This window comes from Saltatorellus ferox, assembly GCA_007751475.1.
GTDB lineage: Bacteria > Planctomycetota > UBA1135 > UBA1135.
This window is the reverse complement of the sequence record CP036434.1, coordinates 2,855,096-2,876,910: the sequence shown is the minus strand read 5'-3', so window position 1 is coordinate 2,876,910 and position 21,815 is coordinate 2,855,096. Positions and strand designations below refer to the sequence as shown.

Sequence of the window (21,815 nt, the reverse complement as noted above, 5' to 3'; positions counted from 1 at the left end):
GGTCAGGGCGCAGGCGCACCCTTGAATCGGTCGTGCAGCCAAAAGACTTCATCGGGCCGGTGGAGAATCAGGCCTTCCAGCTCGGCGTTGACGGCGGCGGCGATCTCTTCCGGCCCGAGCCCGCTGAGTTCCTCGGGCTGGATCACGCGCGGAAAGCGCAGCTGGAAGCGCCAGTTCTTCAGCGGGTCCGTTCCGGGGACGCTGTAGCAGCCGTAAAACACGAGCGGGACCTTCACACGGCGCAGGAGCACGCCGGCGCTGCGATCGCAGGCGGCGGGGCGGCCGAAGAAGGGGGCGTAGACCGGCTTCTGCCGCGGGCGATGATCCATCAGCATCCCCACGATGGAACCTGCCCTGAGGGCGGCGGGCACGGCAGACATGGCGCCGTTGCGCGGGATCAGGCGCATCCCCTGGCTCTCGCGCATCTCCTGGATGTGCTGCGCCACGAAGTCGTTCCGCGGCGCCTTGCCGATGGCGTAGGCAGGCGGGACGCCGAGGCCGATCACGCCCGGGCAGCTCGCCTCCCAGTAGCCCGCGTGAGCCGTGACGAAGATCGCAGGCGATTTCGCAGCGATCAGCTCCTCGGCCTCGGGGCACATGTAGACCTCGTAGTGGTCGCCGAGTCGCTGCCCCATGAGACGCGAACTCACTCCCTCCGAAACGACCGCCATCCGAAGCAGGTGGCGCCAGGCGCGCTGGATGAGACCGTCGACCTCGCCCGGCGTGGCCTTCGGTAGCGCGCTGGAGATGTAGTCGCGCGCGGCCTCCGTGTGCCGACGATCGAAGACGCGGCCGAAGAACGCGAGCGTGTTCACGATCGCCGCGCGCACCGGGGACGGCATCACGTACACCGTCCGCTGCGCCCCTCGCATGGCGACGTACAGGAATCGGTGCCAGAGCGATCGGAAGCGTTCGTCGCGGAACGGTGGCACCTCCACGGGCCAGCCTTCCTTCGGGAGCTCGATGCGCTGGTCGTCGAACCGCGTGACGCGCGGCAGAGCTTCGGGAGCGCCCACCATCGAATCAACCATGGAGGCCCCCGTGGATGGACGCGCGCATGCGCCCCGCGTCCGACTCGGGCAATCGGTCGAGAATCGCCGAGAGCGCGGCCTCGTTCTCGACGATCGCGAGCTCGACATCGAGGACCCAGAGGCGCGGGGGCGCCTGGATCTCGGGCTGAACTTCGGCCTGGAGCGTGAGCCGCGCCGCGTCCTTGGCCGTCGTGAGCGCGGGACGATCGACGCCGAGGCCCGCGAGGTCCTCGGGCCGGAAGGCGTGGTGGTCCCCGAACGCGCGGTGCGAGATCACTTTGCCTCCGAGGTCGTGGACCGTGCGCTCGAAGGCGCCGGGATTCCCGATGCCGCTGAACAGGTCGACTTCGGCGCCTCGCAGCTCCCCGAGGGAATGCAGCGTACCCGCCTCGCGAAGGCAGGTCGGGCGATGCTGGCTGTGCACGAGCGGCACGCCGGGCGCGGCTTCGCCCAGCAGCGCCTCCAGGCGCTCCAGTGTCTCGCCCGAAACCGTGTCCACGCGCGTCAGAACGATCGCGTCCGCGCGCTGGAGCGCGACGAGCGGCTCGCGCATCAGGCCGCGCGGGAGAAAGGCTCGGACCGGTTCTCCGCCCTCGGGCGGCGCCGGAAGTCCGAAAGGACGGAGCGCATCCACGAGCACGATATCGACGTCGCGGGCCAGCCTGCGGTGCTGGAAGCCGTCGTCCACGAGGATCGCATCGACCCCCACTTCGGCCAGCTGCCTCGCGGCCGCGACGCGGTCGCGGTTCTGAACGTGAAGGACGCCGGGGAGCATGTCGTCCAGCATACGGGCCTCGTCATTGCGATTCCCGTCCCCGCGTTCCCTCTCATGGCTCGCGCCGCGGGCGAAATCCCCTGGCGCGCGGTAGCCCCGGGAGATGATCCCGGGCGTTCGACCGCGGGCCTTCAGCTCCTTCGCCAGCCAGACGATCATCGGCGTCTTCCCGGTTCCGCCCGCCACGACGTTACCTACCGAGATCACGGGTGTGCCTACGTCGTACGAGGGCAGAAGCCGCCGCGTATACATCGCGCTGCGCGCCCGCGCGATCGCCCCGAAGAGCATCGCAGGAGCGCGCAAGCATTCGATCCATCCACCCCGCTGGGCGAGACGCCGATCGGGTCGGGCATTCATGGCGGAGCTGGATCCGACCCCGCGATCGCGTCGCCGGTCAGGATCCATGCGTGGGCCGCTACTCCTGCGGCGGGGGCGCCTGGCCCTCTTCGTCCGGGATCAACTCGATGAGCCCTCGCTCCATCTCGAGGAACGCGACCTTGATGGGGTTGGTCTCGCGGGTTTCGACGAGCGGCGACGCGCCGCGGATCAGCTCACGCACGCGCTTTTGCAGGAGCGCGGTCTTGTGGAAGGAGCCCTGAACGGACTGCTGGAGGCGCTGGGGAAGAGTGAGTTCCATGGGGCTTGGTTCGCGCAGGTTCGCTGCGCGGAAGTGGCTCGGCCAAAACTCGGGGCACCTACGGAATAAATTCCAGAAAAGGGGCGGTAGAGCCAGGCCAGTGGGCTCTCGACGAATGGCGGGCGGCCAGTCGAGCCAAAGAGAATAGTCCCCTTGCCCGCCATGTGTATGCCGGAACGGCCCGAAAGCCGCCAGAATCGCCTCTGCGGGACCAGATTTAGCGGCGAAGGGAGAAGAGTCGGGCGACTCGCGCGACCGGTACCACCATCGCCCCTGCCATGAGATCCAGCGCCAGGGCCGTCGGATGCCCGTCACCGGGAATCATCATTGCGTCGCGGTCCGCGCCTTCGAACAGTGGCCCGAGGTCGTGGGCCTCGATCCCGAGGTCGCCGGCCCATCCGCTCATCCGGTGATGGATGCTGGCGTACCGATACGACTGGCCCGGCTGGCGTGGAAGCTCGGTCATGTCCGGAAGTACGAACAGCAGAAGCGGCACGGAATGCTCCGCGCAGAGCGCCGCGATCCTGGCCAGAGAGCGGCGACAACGCGCTCCCTCGACGGCCCCGTCTCGAAACTGCTCCAGGTACGGTCGTTGCCGATGGGAGCGGTGCTCCGCCCACCCCGGAACCTCGAGTCCGGTGCGGAGGAGCAGCTCTTCCAGAACCCACAGGGGCGAATCGCCGTACCTCTCACGCGGGTCCCGGGGCACGAGCCGCGGCGGCTCCGCGTCGTTCATGACGAAACCGAGCACAACCACATCGGGCTGCCACTCCTCCCACCGGGACTCCAGGAAGGACGCTTCCTGCATGGTGTTGAAGCCGGAGACGCCGGCATTCTTGACCCTCACGTTCGAGAGTCCTTCGCCCTCTTTCAGGCGCTGGGCCAGCAGGACCGGAAACGTCTCATCGTCCTCGACGCCCCAGCCGAACGTGTACGAGTCGCCGATCACGATGATGTCGAGGGCGCCCGTCGGAGTTTCCGTCGAAGTTTCCGTCGAGTCGCCCATGGGATCCGCCCGCAGTCCGTCGTCTCCGATCGTGTAGCTCCACGTCCAGGCGTCGGGCTCCTCGGAGACGCGATTGACTCGCGCCGCCCCCGGGTGCATCGAGTAGAGGTGGCCGGTTCCTGGATCGATGCGCCAGAGATCATGCCGGTACGCAGCCGTCGCCTTTTCGAAGCGCCGAACCATGAGCGCCCGGAAGCTGGCCTCGATCACGAGGAGCGAGGCCCCGCACGAAACGGCGAGAATCAGAAGGCGACGACTCCACTTTCCCATCCGACCAGCCCGTGCGGTTCCGCCCTTAGAGAGGTATGTTCCCGTGCTTACGGACCGGTCGATTCTCGTTCTTGGTGCGCAAGAGCTCGAGGGACCGGATCAGGTACGGACGCGTCTTGGAGGCCTCGATGACGTCGTCCACGAAGCCGCGGGCCGCCGCGCGGTAGGGGTTGTTGAACGTGGCATCGTACTCGTCCGCGCGCTGCTTCTCGGTGGCGGCCGGATCGCTCGACTCCTGGATCTCGCGGCGATGGATGATCTTGGCAGCGCCCGCCGCCCCCATCACCGCGACCATTGCGCCCGGCCAGGCGATGTTGACGTCCGCGCGGATGTGCTTCGACGCCATGACGTCGTACGCGCCACCGTAGGCCTTGCGGGTGATGACGGTCAGGAGCGGGACGGTCGCCTCGCAGTACGCGTAGAGCAGCTTGGCCCCGCGGCGGATGATCCCCATGTGCTCCTGGACGGTCCCCGGCAGGAAGCCCGGAACGTCCTCGAACGTCACGATGGGGATGTTGAACGCATCGCAGAAGCGAATGAAGCGCGCGCCCTTCTCGCTGGCGTCGATATCCAGGCACCCTGCGAGGACCGCTGGCTGATTCGCGACGATGCCGACGACGCGGCCACCGAGGCGCGCGAAGCCGATCAGCATGTTGCGCGCCCAGCCCTCCTGGACCTCCATCCACGAGCCCTCGTCGACGATGCGGTCGATGACCTTCGTCATGTCGTAGGGTTTCTGTGGGTCCGCCGGCACGATCGAGTCGAGGGCTTCGTCCTCGCGATCCGAAGGATCGTCGGTCTCCACGAACGGGGGCTCTTCGGCGTTGTTCAGCGGCAGGTACGAAAGCAGCTTGCGCAGGAGCAGCAGGCAGCTCTTGTCGTCGGAGGTCGCGAAGTGCGCGACGCCCGACTTCGAGTTGTGCACGGACGCGCCGCCGAGGTCCTCGCTCGTGACTTCCTCGTGGGTCACCGTCTTGACGACGTCGGGACCCGTGATATGCATGTAGGAGTTCCCCTCCACCATCGCGACGAAGTCCGTGAGCGCGGGGCTGTAGACCGCGCCGCCCGCGCACGGGCCGAGGATGCCCGACAGCTGCGGGATCACGCCGGACGCCTGGGTATTGCGCCAGAAGATCTCGGCGTAGCCGCCGAGGCTCTGAACGCCTTCCTGGATCCGGGCTCCTCCGGAGTCATTGAGTCCGATCACCGGCACCCCGACCTTGAGCGCGAGGTCCATGATCTTGCAGATCTTCTCGGCGTGCGTCTCGGAGAGGCTGCCCCCGAAGACCGTGAAGTCCTGGCTGAAGAGGTAGACAGGGCGGCCATCGATGCGCGCGTGGCCGGTGACGACGCCGTCGCCGAGGATCTTCTGATCCTCCATGCCGAAGTCCGTGCAGCGGTGCGTGACGAAGCGATCGAGCTCGGTGAAGGAGCCCTCGTCGACGAGGAAGTCGATGCGCTCGCGCGCCGTCATCTTGCCCTTGGCGTGCTGTCCTGCGATGCGTTTCTCTCCGCCGCCGACGAGGCTCTGCTCGCGCATGTCGCGCAGGCGCTGGAGAGGGTCGCGCGACGGGGAGGTGGCGTTCTTCGGGGTACCGGAGTCGATGGTCATCGTGGAGAGCGGTTCGGGCGAAGGAGGGAGTCAGGTCGCCGGCGGGCGCGGAGGAAAAGGGCGCCGAGGAAAAGGGCGCCGAGGAGAAGGGCGCGGTCGGTGGCTTGCGCTGCGTCGTTACAGCGCAGGATCTTCCACGAGTTCCATGAGCACGCCGCCGGTGGAGCGCGGATGGACGAAGGCGATGCGCGTATGATGCGATCCGTCGCGCGGCGAGTCATCGATCATCTGGACCCCGGCCGCTTTCAGCCTCTGAATCGCGGCTGCGACATCCGCGACGTGCCAGGCGAGGTGATGGAGACCGGCGCGGCCTCCCGAGCGCTCGAGGAACTTGGAGATCGGGGAGTCCTCGGTGCTGGGTTCGACGAGTTCGATGCGCTGGCTGCCCGCGACCAGGACGAGAACGTCGACGCGCTGGTCGGCGACGTGCTCCACCTCGGTGGCGCGCATACCGAGGGCCGCCTCGTAGACGGGGCGGGCGTCCGCGATCGAGGGGACGGCGATGGCGACGTGGTGGAGACCGAGCACGACCGGCGCGAGGGCGTCCGGCGGCGTGGCCGGCGGTGTCGCCGGCTGGGGCGCGGCGTGGGCGGCGCTGGATGAGTCCTGGGGGCTCTTCATGGGTCGATGAGCATAGCCCAAAGGGGCTCCGGGCGCGCCACGATCCCCGGCGAGGAGCCTCAGCGACACCGGGCGTTTCCCCCCAGCAGGCCCACGGTTGCCCCTGGTCGCCCTCGGTAGTCTCGCTCGTGACTTTCCCTGGAAGTCTTCCCCGTCTCCAACCGGGCTCTCTTCCCCCACCGTCGCGGCCCGATCCCGCTCCCCACGCGATCGCTCGGCAAGAGGTCGAAGTCGCGCTCTCCGAGGGGAAAGGAGATGGGCATCAGAATTGGATCCAACGTCCTGGGCTTGAGCATGGCCCGGCGTCTGGGGGAAACGGATCGCTTGCTAGGTCGGAGCTACGCGAGGCTCGCCAGTGGACTTCGGATCGCCACAGCGGCGGACGACCCGGCGGGCGTCGGGATTGCCGCGCGCATGCGCAGCGAGGTCCGCTCGCTGGTGGTCGCCAGGCGCAATACGGAGGACGGCGTCAGCCTCCTCAAGGTCGCCGATGGCACGCTCTCCGAGCTATCCGAGATCATCGAGCGGACGCGCGAACTCGGCGTCAAGGCCGCGAGCGAGACGCTCAGCCAGCGGGATCGCCAGGTGATCGATTCGGAGCGAGCCTCGCTCGCCGAGGACGCCGCGCGTCTCGTCGACTCCGCGAGGTTCAACGGCATCGACCTCTTCGCAGAGGGCGGCGACTTCTTCAACAACGGCATCGCCATCCAGGTCGGCACCGAAAGGGGTGAGACCGTGGACCTCAAGGTGTCGGACATCTCACGCGTGCTGGAGGTCCTCCAGTCGATCCGCTTCAGCTCATCCAACCAGGCAAGCCGCAGCCTTGACTCCTTGGACGTGGGCCTGGACATGGTCTCGTCCACACGCGGCGAGGTCGGGGCACTGCAGAACCGGCTGGAGTCGGCGGGCCGCGTCATCTCCTCTCGGCGAGAGGCGATGGCAGAGGCCCTCTCCCGCGTCCAGGACGTGGACATCGCCGCCGAAACCGCCGAACTCACCCGCCTCCAGATCCTTCAAGAGAGCGGCACCCTGCTCCTCGCCCAGGCGAACTTCACGCCGACGGTGGCCCTGGACCTGATCCGGGGAGCCCTGTTTCGGCCGTAGCGACCTTTGCTCCACGCGTCCGCAGGACGTCCGGGTCCAAGTCGGCGCCCGCTGTGACCTCCCGCTAAAGACTTTGGTGCTGCCCGCTGGAGCGCTCGCCCGTCAGGGCGAGCTGGGCGGGCCTGAGGTCTGAGGTCTGAGGTCTGAGGTCTGAGGTCTGAGGTCTGACGTCTTGCGGGCCAGTCCGACATCTGCCCAGCTCGCCCATGCGAGCGAGCGCTCCAGCGGACAGCCCACAAGCCGTCACCGGGAAGCCTCAGCCCACGCGTTCGACGCTTCGCGCGAACGGCAGGCAGTCTGCGTCGGGAGACCTGCGCCGGGAGACCTGCTGGGTCGGCGGTCGGCGGGCAGTCTGCCGCCAATCCATCGAATGCCGAACCGGACGATCGATGTAACAACGGACCACCCTTGCCGTCCCGTGCGTCCGCCAGGACGCCCGGGCCCACCTCGGCGCCCGCAGGGCGCTGAGTGGCCCGCGCGAGGCTCGCCCTCGCGGCCCGTGCGGCGAGCACGCCCGTCCGGCGAGGACGCCCGCCCGGCGAGGGCGCCCGTCCGGCGAGGACGCCTGCGCGGCGAGCGCCACGCGGTGTAACCGCTATTTCGCCGTCAGGCGAAATGCCAGAGATACTGCGCGCTGTCACAACGATCGGACGGCCCGGCATTTCGCTGCCACAACGCTCGCGCGGCCCGGCTCCACTTGCATTGGCAGCAGACCCGACCGCTGACCGCCGCCCGCCGCAGGTCTCCCGACACAGACTGCCTGCCGTTCGCGCGAAGCGCCGAACGCGTGGGCTGAGGCTTCCCGGTAGCGGCTGGTGGGCTGCCCGCTGGAGCGCTCGCCCGTGAGGGCGAGCTGGGCGGGTCTGAGTGCTGAGGTCTGAGGCCTGAGTCCTGAGTCCTGAGTCCTGAGTCCTGAAGTCTGAAGGGCCAGTCCGACATCTGCCCAGCTCGCCCATGCGGGCGAGCGCTCCAGCGGACAGCGCACAAGCCGTCACCGGGAAGCCTCAGCCCACGCGTTCGACGCTTCGCGCGAACGGCAGGCAGTCTGTGTCGGGAGACCTGCGCCGGGAGACCTGCCGGGGCAGCGGTCGGCGGGAGGTCTGCTGCCAAGGCAAGTGGAGCCGGGCCGTGCGAGCGTTGTGGCAGCGAAATGCCGGGCCGTCCGATCGTTGTGACAGCGCGCAGTATCTCTGGCATTTCGCCTGACGGCGAAATAGCGGTTACACCGCGTGGCGCTCGCCGCGCAGGCGTCCTCGCCGGACAGGCGTCCTCGCCGCGCAGGCGCCCTCGCCGCGCAGGCGCCCTCGCCGGACGGGCGTGCTCGCCGCACGGGCCGCGCGGGCAAGCCGCGCGCGGGCCTCGCGCTGACGCGCGAGAGCCCGGGCGTCCTGACGGACGCAGGAAGCCGAGACCACGGATCGTCCCGCGCAACCGAATCGGATGAGGCGTGAGAGGGACACCCTGCGCATGATGTCACTCGACCGCCACTCTGCCGATCAGGCCAGGACCCCGCCTTCTCCCCTTCGTGACCCCATGAAGCCCAAGTTCCTTGCGCTGCTAGCTGTCTGTGCTGCCCTTGTCATCGGGGCGATTCGCTTTCTGCCCCAGTCGAACAGCTCATCGGGCAGTGAGGTGGGAGTGATGAACTCCGAAGAGGAAGCCGGAGACGAACCGGGCGGGCCAGGCGGTCTGGACGGCCGCCTCTCAGTGAGTACCGACGGGGAGTCGCGGAAGACTCTTGTGGCAGGAACGAAGTCGGAGCTGGCCGAGACAGCGGAGACCCTCCTGCCCGACTCCTCCATCTCCAGCACCATCACGGCCTTCATCCGCTGGCCCGACGGCGTCACCCCCACCGAAGACCTCGTCGTCTACGCGTTCGCCGCGCAGGTCGCCAGCGCGACGGTCCAGGCTGCCCTGAGCTCCGACACCTCCTCCGTCACCTACGAACGCCACGAGAATCGTCTCTTCGAAGGGATGGAGAGCCGGCGGGGCATCAAGAGTGACAACGTACTCGACGAGGCGCTGGCCAAGGGCCAGGTCAGTCGCCGCAAGGCCACGCCGGGGACCACGCGCGAGGGCACGGAATGGGCCGCGGAGTTCCCCTTTCCCCGCGGCCGCCAGCGCGTCTTCCTGCACGCCTTCGGCGGCGGCTACGGCACGACTCGTTCCTACGAGGTCCTGCTCGACGATCCCACCGTCACCCTCGAACCTCTTCAGCGGGCGACCGTGACCCTGCGCGCGAGCACCGAGGTGCCAGGCGCGCTGCTCACCGGTGCCCTCGTCCGAGCCGAACTCGAAGTGAACGCGAGCGGCACCATGGGAGCGGGATCGGACCGGGAGACGCGGTATCAGGCGGAACGCGCTCTCGATGTGGAAGGAACCGCGACCTTCATCGGCGTCCCCCCCGAAAGCGCCCTCAAGCTGATCGTCCTGCACGACACGCTTCCCCCCGCCGAGGTCAAATTCACGGCACCCGCAGCCGGCGAGTCGATGGAGATCAGCTTGCCCATCACCAGGGGGTCCACGCTCTCCGGGCGAGTTCTGGATGCCGAGGGCCGGTCGGTCGCCGGCGCCGCCGTGACCGCCGCTCTTCCCGGACGGACCTTCGGCATGGACGACGAGGTCTTCCGCGAGGTCCTCTCCGGCCCGGACGGCGCTTTCCGGCTCAGCGGCCTGCCAGCACCGGCCGTCATCGTGCGCGCGTCGAAGGAAGGCGCGCTGCAAAGCGGACGGGCGCGCATCGAGATCGACGGGGCCGCAGACTCGGACGATCTCACCCTCGTGCTCGAATCCGGCAAGTCGATCGAGGGCGTGGCGAAGTTCGCCGACGGAAAGCCGGCTCGGGGCCTGATCGTGCAGGCGACGTTCGACCTCGCTCACATGGGTGGCCCGTCGGCGCTCGGCGCGGCGCGAGGAGCCACCAATGAAACCACGGTACGGGACGATGGGTCCTTCACGGTGACCGGGCTCGGCTCTGGACCGTTCATGCTCACGATCTCCACGGGACCTCCGATCGGCACTCCGAGCCCCGCAAGCGAAGCAGGCGTTCGAAAGGCGCGCCTGGATGGCGTCCAGCCCGGCCAGGACAACGTCGAGCTGATCCTCCTTCCAGCGGCACGCATCACGGGCCTCTGCGTGGACGACGTGGGGATGCCGGTGCGAGACCGGAAACTCACCTGCCATCGCATCGTCCCGGGCAGTCTCGGCGATGTGCGCCTCGATCGGCGCCAGGCGCAGACGGACGACGAGGGAGCCTTCGCCTTCGAGGGTCTCGTGTCGGGCACCTGGGGGATCAGCCTCGTCTCCGAAACGCACGTCACGCCCCAGGAGGTCCGCGTCGTGGTCCGTGGCGAAGAAGAAGACCTCGAGATCGTGGCGCTCAGAAGCTGCACGATCAGCGGCACCGTCGTCGATCCCGACGGCAATCCGGCGAGCGGGGTGCGCGTGGGCCAGTTCTCGGACGAGCCGGTCTGGCGCGCTGCGCTGTCAGGCACGTCCTTTCCGGAGCCGACGACGAGCCAGGAGGACGGCACCTACAAGCTGCTCGGCGTGGTGCCCGGGCAGGTCAAGCTCCAGGCAACGTCCAACGAGTTCGCCCCTGCCGTGACGGAGGAGCTAACCGCTGCGCCGGGCGGCCTGCTCGAGGGGGTCACCCTGCGAATGAGCCGCGGCGGCACGATCGAGGGCGTGTGCTTCGACAGCGAAGGGAAGACCGCGAGCGGTCGACTCGTGACCATCCAGTCGATGTCGATGGACCTGATGCGCACGCTCTCGACCGATGCCGACGGGACCTTCCGGCAAACGGGCCTGACGCCCGGCCGGTACCAGGTCGTCGCCATCGACATGGAGATGGACTCGTCGAAGGACGCGGACGCTTCGGGCTTCGCTTCGATGATGGAGAACATGGAGATGGCGATGGCCACGGTCGAGGAAGGTGCGACCGAGTACCTCTTCCTCGGCGCGCCGCCGTCGTCACCCGTCGAAGTGACGGGCCAGATCACACGCGCCGGCGAGCCGGTCAGCGGGGCGATGGTGGCCTTCATGCCCGCCTCCACCGGCTTCTTCGAGAAGATGAAGATCGCGACGAGTGGCGCCGACGGACAGTTCACGCTGACGCTCGACGACGCGGGCGACTACATGGTGCAGGTGTCGAAGGTCGACGCGGGCGGGACCGGCCAGCAAAAGACGTCCGAGTTCTCCACGAAGATTCCCCTGGGTACCGAAGAGGCCAAGCGCGACTTCGAGGTACCCGGTGGCGCTATCGCAGGACGCGTGACTCTGCCGGACGGGAAGCCGGCGGCTGGCGTGCGGCTCACGGTATCGGGCTCGGGCGCCATCCGGACCGACAGGCTCATGGGCGGCAGCTACGCCGAGACCCTGACGAGAGCGGACGGAAGCTACGAGGTCGAGGGGATCGGACCGGGCACCTACCAGGTCATGGCGGGCGGCGCGATGCCCATGAACGACTCGGTGACGACGACGGCCCGCGTGATCTCCCGCGAGATCACGGTCGGCGAGAACAACCGGGTAGACGACGTCGACCTGGAGCTCGAGGAGCCGGGAGAGGCCCTCGTGACGGTCCGCGAAGCCGGCGGAACACCGGCTGCCGGGTGCAGCCTCTTCCTGCGGGACGACAAGGGCCGGCACACGGAGTTGATCTCGATGATCGTCACGAACAGCTCCGGCAAGGCCACGCTCCAGGGCATCGCGCCCGGACGCTATTCGGTGGCCGCCCGCGCCGAGACGACGGCCAGCCAGGAGAGCCCCTTCTTCGAGGTCCGATCCGGGGAAAGGACGCCCGTGGAGCTGCTGCTGGAGCCGGGCGGCGTTTTCATCGCCACCCTCAAGGTCAAGGGCAGCGACGAGGCCCCCGTCGCCAACGTTCAGGTCCTCGATGATCAAGGCTTCGACGTCACGCGAAGAATGGGGATGGTGGACATGCGATCCAAGAACTCGGACCGGGCTGTCGGGCTCTACGAGCGACGCGTGGGCCCGCTCGCCCCTGGCCGGTACACCCTTTTGGCCACGACGGCCGAGGGCCTGACGGCGCGGCGTCGCGTCGATCTGGAGGCCGGGGAGGAAAAGACGGTGACGCTGCTCCTCAAGTAGTTCACGATCCTGGAGCGATCTCCTCCTCTCTCCCGCCCCCACCCCATCCGTGAAGCCAACCCTCGCTCTCCTTGGAGCCGCCGCACTCGTGATCGGCTGCGGCGCCTTCTTCTTTCTCGCCAGCTCCGACGAGGCGTCTTCTGGCTCAGGCACGGCGGGGCTCACGCTCTCCATGGGAGATTCGTCCGAGGCCGGCGATCCCTCCGGCGAAATGGACCCGGACGTGCCCGCGCTCAAGGGCGCCGAGAGCGCCTCCGTGCGGACGGAAGCCGAGATCGCCGCGCTTCCCCCGTCGACGGATGCCGCGGCGAGCGCGGCCGCCGATCGCAACGTCGACCCGGCGACGGCGCGACGCGTGATCGTCGAGATCGCCTGGCCCGCCGGCACGCCCTCGCTGGAAGCCGAACAAGGGGAACGCCGGCTGATCGCCTGGTCGGACGAGGCGATCGACGCCGAGAACTTCGACTGGCAGGACCCAGCGATGCAGCGCAGGATGCGCCGCCGCAGCTCGGGGCAGGCCGCGCTGCTTTCGATCGGGCGGCGTGCCTCCGAGGACGAGGTGCGCTTCGACGTCGTCACGCTGGAGGGTGGCGTCTCGCGCGTGGAAGTTCTCTTCGATGGGAGCGCCGTCGAGGGGCGACTGCAGCTCGCGTCGCGCTACCTCTACCTGCCCGAAGCCCCCACCCTCCAGCTGGCCTCGGCGCCCGCGGTCGTGCGCCTGGAGCCCGAGGTCGGCGCCTGGGTGACGGGCCGTGTGGCACCTGACGCTGCGAAGGTCCAGGCGGACGCCGACGGCCAGTACGGAACGGTCTCGCTGCGCGGCGGAACGCTCGGCGGCGGGCCCGGGCGCAGGATGAACTTCACCGATCGCGAGGTCCCGCTCGGCGAGGACCTGACGTTCGACTTCCACGGCGTGAATCCCGGCCTCGTTCTGCGGGTGACGGCGGACGTGCCCGGCAACGCGCCGATGACGAGCGATGCCCTGGAACTCAACCCCGGCGCCCGGACGTTCTGCTCGATCCGCGTGCGCCGCGGCAGCGCCCTTTCGGGCCGGGTCCTCGATCCCTCGGGCGACCCGATCGCGGGCGCGCTCGTTTCGGCCGGGAAGAACGGAGGCATGTTCGGTCGTGGCGGCGCCCGCCGCGAGGCGACCTCCGATGCGAAGGGCCGCTTCTTGATCACGGGCCTGGAAGCGGGCAGCTATTCCCCCACCGCGGCGCTGGAGGGCTGGCGAAGCGGCCGCGTCGAGGAAGCGATCGAGCTGGCGGAGGACGTGACGCTCAGCGACGTGCTGATCCGGCTCGACCCGGGCCTCGAGATCGTCGGACGCGTGCTGATGCCCGACGGAGCTCCGGCGGGTGGTGCGCGACTTCGGCTGACCCAGCCTGAACCGGGGAGCGACGATCGTGGCGGCATGCCGTGGGGCCAGCGCCGCGAGCGGAGCGAGCGCAAGGAAGCCGTCGCCGACTCCCTCGGGACGTTTCGTTTCACCGCGCTGGCGAGGACGCCCGCGCGGATCGCGGCTTCGATGGTGCCCGACGTGGAAGGCGGGGCCTTGCTCGCGGCATCAGCGGAGAAGCTCCAGCCCGCGCCTCCGGGCTCGTCGAAGCCCGTGGAGCTGCGTCTCGCCCCCACCGTCACGATCCGCGGGCGCGTTCTCGACGATCGCGGCGAGGCCGTGACCGAGTTCGATGTGCGCGCGGCTCGCGAGGGCTTCACCTCACGCTCTGGCGCCGGAGACGGCGTGCGCGGGTCCTTCGCGGCGCGCGAAGACGGCACCTTCGAACTCGAGGGAGCGGCCGTCGGAACCTGGCAGGTCAGCATCGCAGCCGAAGGGCTGGAGTCCCCCGAGGACCAGACGCTGACCGTTCAGCTGCCCCAGGAAGGTCCTCCGCTCGAGTTCACGCTGACGCGGCTCGGCGCGGTTCGCGGGGTGGTCGTGGACCCGAGCGGCGCGCCCGTGGCCGGCGCCGAGGTGCGGCGCGACGCGGGCGGCTTCGGGTTCGGCGGCCGGGGCGGTCCAGGGGGCGGCGGCGGCAGCGTCAAGAGCGCGAAGGACGGCACCTTCGAACTCGCCGCGCTTTCCCCGGGTAGCCAGGTCCTCGTGGCGAACAGCGACGACTGGGCGCCTTCGGAGCCCACCACCTTCGAGGTCGTTCCGGGCGCCGATACGCTCGGGGCGGTGCTGACGCTGCGCCTCGGAGGCACGATCGTGGGCGTCGTCCGCGATGACGCCGGGAACCCCTGGCCGGGCCGTCGAGTGACCTACGCGAGCGGCGGCGGCCCCATCGCCATGTTCGGCGCCGAGTCGGCCACGGATACGGACGCGCGGGGCGCGTTCCGCTTCGACCACGTCGCGCCGGGCAAGTGGGTCGTGAACGCGGCGCCCGGCGAGGCGGAGATGATGGAGACGATGCAGTCCGGCGATCGGCAGTCGGCGTTCTTCGACCTCCTCTCGAAGAACCTGTCGGCCGACGTGGTGGTCGAGGACGGACAGGAAGTCCGCGTGGACCTCGGCGCCGAGGCGCGGGATCCGGTCACGGTGTTCGGAACCGTGACGGTGCGGGGCGACGCGGTCCGCGAGGGGAACGTGACGCTCGCGCGCGAGGGAGCCGACCTGTTCGCCAACCTCAAGCGCGCCGACATCGGCCAGGACGGTACGTACCGGATCGAACTGGATCGGCCCGGGGCCTACATCTTCGCGGTCGAGCGCGGATCCGGTAGGAACCAGTTCTTCGTCGATATCGCGAGCGGCGAGGAGCAGCGCGTGGACCTGGAACTCCCCGAGGGAGGCGTCGCGGGTCGCGTGCGAGACTCGGAGGGCAACGCCGTTGCGGGCGTTCGTGTTTCGGTGGAAGGCCAGTCGTCGCTGTCCTTCGCGAGGTTCAACCCGCGCGGAGCCATCACGGACGAGAACGGCGGCTACGAGATTCTCGAGCTGGATCCGGGCACCTACACGCTCCGGTTCGGCAGCGAGACCTTCGGGCCGCGCGCCAGGGGCGGAAACGACTCGGCCGCTGGTCTGGGCCGCGTGGTGGTCGACGATGTCGTCGTCACCCGCTCGGAGGTCAAGGCGGGCCTGAACGTGGAGCTTCCTGGCGCGGGCCGCATCACGGGCATCGTCAGGGATCTCCAGGGAGATCCGGTCCCCGGCGCGACGATCTTCGTCCGCGACCGATCGGGCAGGCCGGTCGACTCGATCTCGACGACGACCACGGGAGCGTCGGGCAGGTTCACCTACTCACGCCTCTCGCCGGGCACCTACAGCGTGAGCGCCCAGACCGACACGGCCGCAGCGCCGGACGTCAGCGGCGTCATCGTCAAGGAGAGCGAGGACGCCGAGGTCGAGCTGGAGCTGTCCGACGCGAGCATGCTGGTCGTCACGACGGTGGACGACGATCAAGAGCCGGTCCGCGCCCAGCTCTCCGTGCGCGACAGTGACGGCCGAGAGATGACGGGCCTGGTGGGCCTGCGCTCCTTCCGAAGCATGGGCACCGGCCTTTCGACCACCGAGCAGAAGATTGGGCCGCTGACGCCTGGCCGTTACACCGTGACCGCGACGGCCCAGGACGGCCGGACGGCGACCAAGAAGGTCACGGTCCGCGATCGTGATGAGACGTCGGTTCGGGTGAAGTTCAAGGACTGATGGCTCACAGGGTTCAGGCCATCCCCTGTGGTGGCTCCGCGGCAGTTCACGGCCGGGCGTCATGGCGGACGCAGGGGACGCAGGGGACGCAGGGGACGAAAGTGCCCTGCCTCACCGTGCCCGCATCCAGGCCAGGAGGCCGGCCATGTCCGCCGGGAGATCGGCCTCGAAGGTCATGCGCTCGCCCGTTTTGGGATGGTCGATCTCCAGCCGCCTGGCATGGAGTGCTGGCCGCTCCATGCGCGGCACACCCGCCGGGATGGGCAGCTTCGGGGCGCCGCCGATCTTGTAGACACGGTCGTAGAGAATGGGCATGCCCGCCGCCAGCAGGTGGACACGGATCTGGTGCGTGCGGCCGGTCTTGGGCATCGCGGCGATAAAAGACGCGAAGCCGAAGGTCTCCAGCGTCTCGATCATCGTCTCGGCGGTCCGGGCCTCGCCGGCCTCCAGCATGTCCTCGCGCAGGTGCTCAGGGACCACGCGCATTCGGTCAGGGCTCTGGGTCGAGGTGGCGATGGCGCCGGTGAGCCACTCCGTATCGAAGCGCGGCACGCCGTGGACGATCGCGTTGTAGGTTTTCTGGACCGTTCGCGCCTGGAACTGGGCCTTCAGGTTCTGGAGCGCCGATTCGGTGCGGCCAAGCACCAGCACTCCGCTGGTGAGGCGGTCGAGGCGATGGACGATGCCCGGGCGATTCTCGCCCTGGACTTCGGGAAGCGGGCCGTAACGCTCCACCGCCAGGTCGGAGACGGTGCCCGCGATCTGCCGGGGGTTCGGGTGAGTCACCAGGCCCGCCGGCTTGTCGATCACGGCGATTTCGTCGTCCTCGTAGAGCACCGTCAGGTCGTTGATGATCCCGCCGCGCGTGTCCGTGGAGGTCTCGCGCTCGTCGTCGAGGCGGATCGAGACTTTCTGCCCCGCCTTCATGGCCGTGTTCGGCCGCGTGATCGGCACTCCGTCCACCTCGACGGACCCGGACTTGACGGCCTTCTGCAGGCGGCTCCGTGACCAGCTCGAAACGGCGTCCGCGAGGACGACGTCCAGCCTCGCGCCGCCGAGAGACTCCGCGACTTCGAAGGTTTGAATCGTTTCCGCCATGATTCCGGCCATTCTAGATGCGGACAGAGGCCGAAACGCTACGCATTTGCACTCTTTCATTCGTGTCGCCCAACCGGTATCTATGGAAGCCCCCATGGAAACCGAAAGGCCCCTTCACATCCTGCTGGCAGATGACGAGCGTCTGACGCTCGAGATCCTCGGGACCGTCCTCGAGGCCCACGGCTTCCAGGTTCACCTTTCGACCACCCCCGTAGACGCGATCGCGTCGATCGAGAGAGAGAGGTTCGATGCCGTCGTCACCGACGTCGTCTTCGATGGCCGAAGCGCCGGTGAGGAGATCCTCGCCGCAACGCGAAAGCTTCAGCCCCAGGCGATCTGCCTCCTCATGACCGGCTACCCGCGGGTGGATGCCGCCGTTCAGGCTATGAAGGTCGGCGCGGTGGACTACCTGCAGAAGCCTGTCGAACCCAAGGTCCTCGCCGCCACGATCCAGCGGGCCGTGAGCGAGAAGCGGCTCGCCAAGGAGGAGCTTCCGTTCCAGGACCTCGTCGACATCCTCTCCGGTCTCGTCGCCAAGTCCATCGAACGGGTGGATCCCTACACGGCGGGCCACGGGGAGCGAACGCGGCGCTATTGCCGCCTCGTGGCGGAGGACTTCGGCCTCGATGCAAAGACCGTCGAGCGGCTCGAACTCGCGGCCATCGCCCACGACTATGGGAAGATCTTCCTCGACGACCTGGGCTTCCTCACGAAACAGGGCGCCCTCTCCCCCAGGGAACGGATGGAGATGAAGCGCCACCCGCTCGTCGGCGCAGAGCGGCTCGGCGCCCATCCCCAGCTCGCCGAGGTGGTCCAGTTCGTGGCCGAACACCACGAGCGCTGGGACGGAACGGGCTATCCCTTTCGGATCAAGGGGCGAGAGATCTCACGCCCCGGCCGCATCCTCTGCGTCGTGGAAGTGTTCGATTCGCTCACGACCCGTCGCTCCTACAAGAACGCCTGGTCTCTCCAGAAGACCATCGACTACTTCGAGTCGCAGGCCGGGCGCGCCTTCGACCCCGAGATTCTGGATACCTTCCTCCGCCTCCTGGAAGCCCATGGAGCTTCGTGGCTGGAGGCCCCCAAGGCGGATCTGACCGCGGCCGGGCTCCTGGTCCCCGCCGAGCGCGGGGAGCTTCCAAGCCCGCCCAGGATCGCCGCAGGGACGATCGGCAGCGGCATTTTGACCCAACAGGCCTGATCCAGGTCCAATCCGGGTCGAGTCCGGGCAAGAAGGCTCGCCTGTCCCTCGGATACACGCGGCCCCGGAGCGTCCGCCACACCCGATTCCCTCCTGTTGGGCGGCGAGTCGGACGTCGGCCCGCTAACCTGTGCGGCCCGTTCCACCGGGACAGGAGCCTGGGCGACAGAATCCAGATCCGCGGCGGAACGATCGAAACCGCGGCGGCGGTGTGTCCTATGAGGCACGCGGGCCCAGGTTCCCCCTTCCGACGATCGCCCCCTTAGAGACGCCTTCTCGAACAGACACCATGATGAGCATGAAGACGCTAAATCGCCGCTTGACGCTGGCAGCGCCCCTTTCCGTAGCCCTCCTGACCGCCGGGACCGGGCTGGCCATCGGCAGCACCAACGGCTCCGCGACGGCCGGCTCGATGGGCGACGATACCCTCACCGTGTCCCCCAGCGAGGAGCTCCCGCCGGGCATGATCGACCTCAAGGGTGGGAAAGTCACCATGGGGTCGACGCCCAAGGCCATCGAGGAGCTCATGACGAACGCCTCGAACCAGAAGATGATTCGCGTGCTGGACGGCGAAACGCCGGAGCACTCGTCGCGGGTGGGGTCCTTCGCCATCGGCAAGTACGAGGTCACCAACGAGCAGTACCTCGAGTACGTGAAGGCGACCGGCAAGCGCCCGCCGGAGAACTGGGCGGGCAAGGCCCTCGATGAAGCCCGTGCGGCCTTCGGCAAGGCCGAAGCCGAGAAGGCGATGGCCGACAAGTCCTACGATCGCCAGAAGTGGGACGAGGCCAAGAAAGACGCCTGGTGGCGCAGCAACTGGCAGGAAGTCGACTGGGCCATCCCGGAGGGCCAGGAGGCCATGCCCGTTTGCTACATCGACTTCGACGACGCCGTCGGCTACGCCCGATGGGCAGGTCTGCGCCTCCCCACCGAGGAGGAGTGGGTCTTCGCGGCCCGCAGCGACAAGAAGAGCGTCTTCCCGTGGGGCGACGACTGGAACGGCGAGAAGCGAGCTCACACGAGTGAAACGGGCAGCGAGAAGCCGCGTCCGGTCGGCTCGTTCCCGGACGGCGCGAGCCCCTTCGGCGTCCAGGACATGGCGGGCAGCGTCTGGGAATGGACGGCGGACCCGTACAACCCCTTCAAAGACTTCAAGCCGAACACCTACAAGTTCAAGAAGTCGAGCGGCAAGGAGAAGGTCACGCCGGAGCCGAACTTCAACTCGAGCTTCCGCATCATCAAAGGAGGCTCGCCGCAGGTGCCCATGCTCGCGGCCAGGATTGCCACGCGACAAGGAGCCAAGCGCACCCAGACGACGAACGCCGTCGGGATGCGAGTCGCCTCCAGCGTCACGCCTGGCGTCGACCGGGCCCGGGCCATCTGGGAGACCGATGTCCAGCCCAGCCAGGCGCGCACCCAGGGCGAGGTCTTCGACTTCGACGGCGTGGTCGCGCTCGATCGCTGGTCCGCCGATACGCCGGACAAGCGCGCGGACGGCTACTCCGTGATCAAGGGCTACGACCACATCCTCTTCGCACCGCGCAACGAGTTCGAGACCACTCCCGGCGGCGAACTCAACCGCGAGAGCCGGAAGCAGCCCGTGGTCCTCGGCATCTTCGCCACCACGGTGCCCATCCTGGAGCCCGCGCTTGCGCCGGGGACCTACTTCGTCGCGTACCGCGAGAAGGGTCGCATGATGGTGTCTGGAGCCGAGGAGATGCCCGCCGAAGGCGACGAGAAGAAGAAGGAAGGTGACGACGAGGGCGAGGGCGAGGACGAAACGCCGGAGGCAGGCGACGAGATCCCGCTCGAGCTTCTCACGCCCGCCGAGCGCCTCCTGCGCCAGATCGACCTCAAGAAAGACCTCCTGATCTTCACGACGGTCGACACCGGCGAGTACGTCACGTCCATGGAGTTCCCGCAGATCAAGACGGACGTCAAGGCCACGAAGGCCGACGACGGCGAGATCATCTTCTCGAAGAAGGCCGCCTTCGACGAGAACAAGGAGAAGATCCAGGAGGACTGGATGAAGTTCAAGGCGAACATCCGCCGCTCCAGCTCACGGGTGATCCCCATCGAGTTCGACATGAAGGTGGACGGCGCAGCACTCGGGACGAAGTGGCGCACGGAGCGCATCAGCCCCACCGGCAAGTAGCCAACCTTTGCGGGTCGAACGGGAACATTCCCGCGGCCTGAAAACTCGCGCCGGAAGACGAGGGCGAGCCGCACCTGCACCGTGCGGCTCGCCCTCTCTTGGTTTCGGGGCGGACGCTGTCATTGGACGCTCGAAAACGGCACGCTTGCCCCATGGAAACGACGATCCTGCCTGGAAGGCCGAAGGGCCGCGTATCGATTTCCCTCTGCATGATCGCCAGGAACGAGGAGAGGTTCCTGGCGGAGTGCCTGCGCTCGGTCCGCGGAGTCGTCGCCGAGAGCATCGTGGTCGATACCGGCAGCACGGACCGGACCAAGACGATCGCGGCCGAAGCGGGCGCGCGCGTCGTCGACTTCCCCTGGTGCGACGACTTCGCGGCGGCGCGCAACGTGGGCGTCGAACTCGCGACGGGAACGCACATCCTCGTGCTGGATGCCGACGAGCGCCTGGCGCCGGGGATGGGCCCGAACCTCCTGAAGGCCGCCGCCGACCCCGAGCTGCTCCTCGGCTGCCTCGCGCTCTACAACGCCAGCGAGATGACCGCGACGTTCGACGAGGTGCTCGACGGCGTCAAGCGACTGGGCGAGGTCGCGTTCGTTCCGAGGCTCTTCCGCAACCTTCCGGAGATGCGCTTCCAGCGCCGCGTTCACGAGTCGCTGACCTGGGGGTTCAATTCGCTGCAGGCCAAAGGCGTGGGGATCTCGAAGGCCGTCGGCGCCGCGCTCGTTCACTACGGCGATGTCCCCACCCACCGCGCGGGGATGGCCAAGGATGATCGCAACCAGGCACTCTTGCGCAAGTGCCTGGAGGAGGACCCCGCCGACGGCGAGGTGGCGGGCTACCTCGTCGTCGATCTGATTCGTCGGGGCGAAGTGCAAGAGGCGCTGGAGGTCGGCGAGCGACACTTCGCTCCGTTCCTCGCGCGCAACGAGAACAGGCTGCCTGGCTTTCTGCCCGAGAACATGGTCCGGATCGGGTACTCGCTCGGCCTCGCCCAGGTGGAGGTCGGAAGGCCCGCGGACGCGATTCGGACGACGCAGGCCTCGCGGCGGCACACGCCCGACGGGCACCCGAACCTGGACTACATCGAAGGTCTCGGGCAGCTTCTGCTCGGGGACCTGGACGAAGCGGAGCGGCTCTTCCGCGCCACCCGAGCGGTCGACGGCCGCGGATTCGCCCAGCCGGTGCTGCCTGCGATCACGTCGGAACTCTCCATGCTGAAACTCGCGGGGATCGCCCTGGAGCGCGGCGACCTCGAGCTGGCGCGCCAGGAGCTGCCGCCGCGCGCGGGCAAGTGGATCTACCCCGTCGACCTCGTGCTGGCGGAGATCGAGCTGGCCCAGGGGAAGCCGGACAAGGCCATGGAGCGGCTCGCGCTTCACGTCGATCGCAAGGACGTCGCGCCGGACTGGTACGTTCTCGTGCACCGGGCGCTGACGGCGCTGGGCAAGGACGCCGAGAACCTGATCGAGCTGGCGCAGGCGGCAAGGCCAGGGGCCTGGCTGGAGCGGCGGCGGCTCAGCTTGCTGAACGGAAGCGCCCGCTGACCC

The 21,815-nt window shown here is 68.4% G+C and carries 14 protein-coding genes; 7 read left to right on the top strand and 7 right to left on the bottom strand.

Translation table 11 applies throughout. The features are described from left to right. Positions 1–2: 2 nt before the first annotated feature. The 6 genes from Poly30_RS10255 to mce all read right to left on the bottom strand — a co-directional run bounded on the left by Poly30_RS10255 (position 3) and on the right by mce (position 5,952). Positions 3–1,031 carry a lysophospholipid acyltransferase family protein gene (locus Poly30_RS10255; RefSeq protein WP_419191218.1) on the bottom strand — a complete coding sequence of 343 codons (1,029 nt, stop codon included), beginning with the start codon at positions 1,029–1,031 and terminating at the stop codon, positions 3–5. Next, positions 1,024–2,163, bottom strand: coding sequence for a tetraacyldisaccharide 4'-kinase (lpxK, locus tag Poly30_RS10250; RefSeq protein ID WP_419191217.1), 1,140 nt, complete (start codon positions 2,161–2,163; stop codon positions 1,024–1,026). The genes Poly30_RS10255 and lpxK overlap by 8 nt, the downstream gene beginning before the upstream one ends. Positions 2,164–2,221: 58 nt before the next feature. Further along, on the bottom strand, positions 2,222–2,443 hold the full coding sequence (locus Poly30_RS10245) for a DNA-directed RNA polymerase subunit omega (RefSeq protein WP_145196900.1): 222 nt from the start codon (positions 2,441–2,443) through the stop codon (positions 2,222–2,224). 217 nt (positions 2,444–2,660) lie between these two features. Then, a complete protein-coding gene (locus Poly30_RS10240) occupies positions 2,661–3,719 on the bottom strand; it encodes an SGNH/GDSL hydrolase family protein (protein ID WP_145196899.1) in 1,059 nt (352 codons plus the stop codon). Positions 3,720–3,744: 25 nt separating this feature from the next. After that, entirely contained in the window at positions 3,745–5,331 is a 1,587-nt protein-coding gene (locus tag Poly30_RS10235) for an acyl-CoA carboxylase subunit beta (protein WP_145196895.1), read from the bottom strand. 117 nt (positions 5,332–5,448) lie between these two features. After that, on the bottom strand, positions 5,449–5,952 hold the full coding sequence (gene mce / locus Poly30_RS10230) for a methylmalonyl-CoA epimerase (RefSeq protein WP_145196893.1): 504 nt from the start codon (positions 5,950–5,952) through the stop codon (positions 5,449–5,451). A gap of 255 nt (positions 5,953–6,207) precedes the next feature. On the opposite strand from mce, the gene Poly30_RS10225 reads away from it, so the two are divergent. The 4 genes from Poly30_RS10225 to Poly30_RS10210 all read left to right on the top strand — a co-directional run bounded on the left by Poly30_RS10225 (position 6,208) and on the right by Poly30_RS10210 (position 15,811). Then, positions 6,208–7,056: a flagellin gene (locus Poly30_RS10225; protein ID WP_145196891.1), complete on the top strand. Its 849-nt coding sequence runs from the start codon at positions 6,208–6,210 to the stop codon at positions 7,054–7,056. 1,229 nt (positions 7,057–8,285) lie between these two features. After that, positions 8,286–8,507 carry a hypothetical protein gene (locus tag Poly30_RS10220; RefSeq protein ID WP_145196889.1) on the top strand — a complete coding sequence of 74 codons (222 nt, stop codon included), beginning with the start codon at positions 8,286–8,288 and terminating at the stop codon, positions 8,505–8,507. An 82-nt stretch (positions 8,508–8,589) separates the two neighbouring features. After that, a complete protein-coding gene (locus tag Poly30_RS10215; RefSeq protein ID WP_419191216.1) occupies positions 8,590–12,165 on the top strand; it encodes a carboxypeptidase regulatory-like domain-containing protein in 3,576 nt (1,191 codons plus the stop codon). Positions 12,166–12,214: 49 nt separating this feature from the next. After that, positions 12,215–15,811, top strand: coding sequence for a carboxypeptidase regulatory-like domain-containing protein (locus Poly30_RS10210; protein WP_145196885.1), 3,597 nt, complete (start codon positions 12,215–12,217; stop codon positions 15,809–15,811). A 111-nt stretch (positions 15,812–15,922) separates the two neighbouring features. On the opposite strand, the gene Poly30_RS10205 is transcribed toward Poly30_RS10210, so the two are convergent. Beyond that, entirely contained in the window at positions 15,923–16,909 is a 987-nt protein-coding gene (locus Poly30_RS10205; RefSeq protein WP_419191215.1) for an RluA family pseudouridine synthase, read from the bottom strand. 94 nt (positions 16,910–17,003) lie between these two features. Between Poly30_RS10205 and Poly30_RS10200 the strand changes: the two genes are divergently transcribed. From Poly30_RS10200 to Poly30_RS10190, 3 genes are all read left to right on the top strand, one after another. Continuing rightward, positions 17,004–18,110 (top strand): HD-GYP domain-containing protein, encoded by a 1,107-nt coding sequence (locus Poly30_RS10200; RefSeq protein ID WP_419191214.1) that lies wholly within the window; start codon positions 17,004–17,006, stop codon positions 18,108–18,110. A gap of 298 nt (positions 18,111–18,408) precedes the next feature. After that, a complete protein-coding gene (locus tag Poly30_RS10195) occupies positions 18,409–20,265 on the top strand; it encodes a formylglycine-generating enzyme family protein (RefSeq protein WP_419191213.1) in 1,857 nt (618 codons plus the stop codon). 152 nt (positions 20,266–20,417) lie between these two features. Continuing rightward, entirely contained in the window at positions 20,418–21,812 is a 1,395-nt protein-coding gene (locus tag Poly30_RS10190) for a tetratricopeptide repeat-containing glycosyltransferase family 2 protein (RefSeq protein WP_145196877.1), read from the top strand. The last annotated feature ends 3 nt before the right edge of the window (positions 21,813–21,815 follow it).